The sequence below is a fragment of the Gammaproteobacteria bacterium genome, from assembly GCA_027296625.1.
In the GTDB taxonomy this organism is placed as follows: domain Bacteria; phylum Pseudomonadota; class Gammaproteobacteria; order JAKEHO01; family JAKEHO01; genus JAKEHO01.
Map to the genome: position 1 here is coordinate 1 of JAPUIX010000130.1, position 2,976 is coordinate 2,976.

At 50.9% G+C, this 2,976-nt stretch carries 4 protein-coding genes; all 4 read right to left on the reverse strand.

What is annotated here, in order from left to right:
• Positions 1–378, reverse strand: a 378-nt coding sequence (locus O6944_07250; protein MCZ6718929.1) for a hypothetical protein, incomplete at its 3' end; no start/stop codon positions are given.
• Positions 379–623: 245 nt separating this feature from the next.
• On the reverse strand, positions 624–1,112 hold the full coding sequence (locus tag O6944_07255; protein ID MCZ6718930.1) for a YfiR family protein: 489 nt from the start codon (positions 1,110–1,112) through the stop codon (positions 624–626).
• A 71-nt stretch (positions 1,113–1,183) separates the two neighbouring features.
• Positions 1,184–2,236, reverse strand: a complete 1,053-nt coding sequence (locus O6944_07260; protein ID MCZ6718931.1) for a transporter — start codon at positions 2,234–2,236, stop codon at positions 1,184–1,186.
• A 527-nt stretch (positions 2,237–2,763) separates the two neighbouring features.
• A partial coding sequence (locus O6944_07265; GenBank protein ID MCZ6718932.1) for a copper-binding protein occupies positions 2,764–2,976 on the reverse strand: 213 nt, incomplete at its 5' end.

Sequence of the window (2,976 nt, forward strand, 5' to 3'; positions counted from 1 at the left end):
GTAGACAGTGCCGACATTTTCATCGTCGAGAATAACTGGTTCAAACAAAACAACATAGTCGGAGCTAAATCGGTGGCCGATGTCCAAAGCCTCGGCCGGACACGAACCCCCCTCACCGTTACTGCGACGGTACTCGGCGAAAACCGTACCCGCCCGGTCATATACGCAAGCAGACGCAATGCGTGGTTGAGCCTTCAAGGAAGCCAAGGTTTCCGCCGCAGCAAGCGAATCTTGAAAGACCAGCGCACCCCTACTATTCTCGGCGATGACTCCAGCAAGAATTGAAAGATTACGGACTAGTGCATCCCGATAACTGATAATGTCGTAAACAACTAGTGCTATAGAAGTTATGAGCAAGGCCACGGTAATTGTTAGCACCGTGCTCCGCGTTAACTTCTGCTTTATTGAGAGGTTTTTGGTACGCATGATTAGGGCGGCGGCTCGCTTTGGAGAAGTACATCATAGAACCCGTGCATAGTACGAATGTCTGCGGCATTTTCGCGGCACATGAGCCCGTCAGGGTCGTGAATCAATTGATTTCCGCAATGGCTCCCTTGCGTAACTCTTGAAACTCTGTTCACAAATCCCCTTTCCAGAATGTTCTGGGAATCCAGTAATTGATCCTATTCTATTACGTTGCTTGCAAGTCCCATAAGATATGAACTAAGCTTAAGTCCCGATTGAGCTGCGGCGTTCGAGTTGATTTCAAATCGAATTTTATTCCCTCTCTTGAGGAGGTTAATGATACCCCCTAGATTTGCAAAGCGATCCATATCTCCAGTGGTTAACACACTTGCTCCTGCAAGCGATGCGACAATGTCTCGTATATTTTCTCGCTCAGATGAGCTGACAAAGAGAACATGACAGCGTTTTAGGCCATTTATCCCTATTTTGCGCTTGACGATTATGGCCCTGCCCTTGATTTTCCTACCCCTTACAGCGTGCTCGAGGGTGGGGCCAAACGGGTCCACGCCGATTACGCAAAGGATCATAGGAGCGTTTTCGTCTGTGAACTTATCGGCTGGCCATTCGACGAATTTCGTAAAGTTATACAGAAAAGCGGCTTTGATCTGGTACTCGCGAATAGATGCGGATTCCGCATACGCGTTCACTGCAACACCTAAATAAATACAAGACGCGATCAGAAGAATCGCACGAGAAATAAAGGTAAAACAATGTATTCTTAGAAAACCCATTGCCATCCCACCGTAATTTGCCAGTCGGTCTCAAGTTGTGGCCCATCCAAAGACTGATAAATTGGTAGGCCGGCTTGGATAGCGAGCCGATGTCCCTTGAGTGTGCCCTTTGGCATGTACGTGCTAATGCCGAATAAAAGATCGACGCGTTCGCCGCCACGTCGATCTGGATCGGCAGTCGGAACCACGGTTGGATTTAGGTCGGGATCGGCCCCGTCTATATTCTCCCAAACCTCACCATCGATCCGAACGAATGGGGCAAGCCAGTCCGTCCACTTCCAGGATCCCCAGGCACTTATGCTATATCGGTTCCCCAACGTATAGTCATTGCTGTTTTCGCCAAGCCTAATCGTCGCATCCACTTCGCCGCCCCAAGCCCAGTTTTCCTTTTCACCCAAATATGTGATTCTCGGATGCAGATCGAACGTCCCGGAGCCCAATTGCATAGGGTAGGGCAACCTCTTCTTGCCCTGAGCAGGATTAGCCAGGAAATCTTTTTTATTGATAGATCCGGTAGGAAAACTCACTGCGCCGTTGAAAATTAAACGGTGCTCGTCGAAATTACGCCTATAGAAAGTATAAAGCGCGCCCACATTGAGGTCGCCAATTCCCTCCGACCTAGTCGTGAAACGGACCCCCGTTCGCGTTACGTGATCCATCTCAAGCTGGATGTAAGGAAGCATAGCCATTATGGTCAGGTCGTCTGATGGCGCGTACATGAGCATGGGCATGTGCATTTTCATGGTCATATCGGTAGGGGTCACCGGAAAATCGGCGAGCACATCACTGTCGCTTAGCTGTTTGGTCCCGTCCCGATTTCCGTCCATGCTCATGAACATGAACTGGTAACCAAGCATCCAATCGCCTTCCAAATGCGTATGCGTTCCCAAAACGTTGATCGAAATGACATCAACCTCCAATAGCTCTTCCAGAGTAAGGTCTGAAAAGTCCGTTGGCTGCTTTTCACTATGTTCTGAGCCTTCAGCCGAGGCCACTATTGGGAACGCTGATAAGAAGAGAACAAGGAGAGTTGTTCTCATCGTGGCCATGTTATCATGGCCAGACATAGGTGAATTTCGATCGGCACGAGGTCTGAAAGCGGTATGACCGCCTGAAATTAATTCCTTACCGTCGCGCCAAACGAGATTCTGAACCGACTCGGAGTTTGAACAAACACGCATGTGCTCTCTGCCAAGCGGAGATCAGGGTTTTCCCAAAATGAGCCGACAATTCACAAAGACACGTCTCCGCTTGATAAATGATAACACTAATCGACACCCCTGATCCAGTTAATGCGATCTGATACCGGACGCCCCAGGGGTTGAGTGGTGAGCAGGGGCGCGAGGCGCTTGATATAGTGGTGGAGGCGTGATTCTCTCCGAAATGTTGTGTCTTGGAGGGGAAGATGGTTGCGTTACCGATTCAAGGTCGGCTGGGGGCGGAAGGTCTTTGGAGGCTAGCGCGCGGGGAGCGCCGGGCGGCGCCGTCTGTCCCGCGCGCAGCAGCGGCACCGCCATTACGATTACCCATTCTCATGGCAATAGACGAGGGCAAGATCGAGCCCTCGTCATTCGCCAAGGGGATCAACGTTCACGATCACCCGTCTACCAGCGTCTATGGTGAAACGCACATTGTCGCCCGGCTTCAGTCCCTGCAGCAGTGTCGCGGGAGTGACCATGAAACTCATTTCCACCATAGGCGCCATGAAGCCCTTGATCTCCTTGTGGGTAAGGATTAGTCGGCTCTTCCGTGGCTCGACGGCAACGATGACGCCGATGCC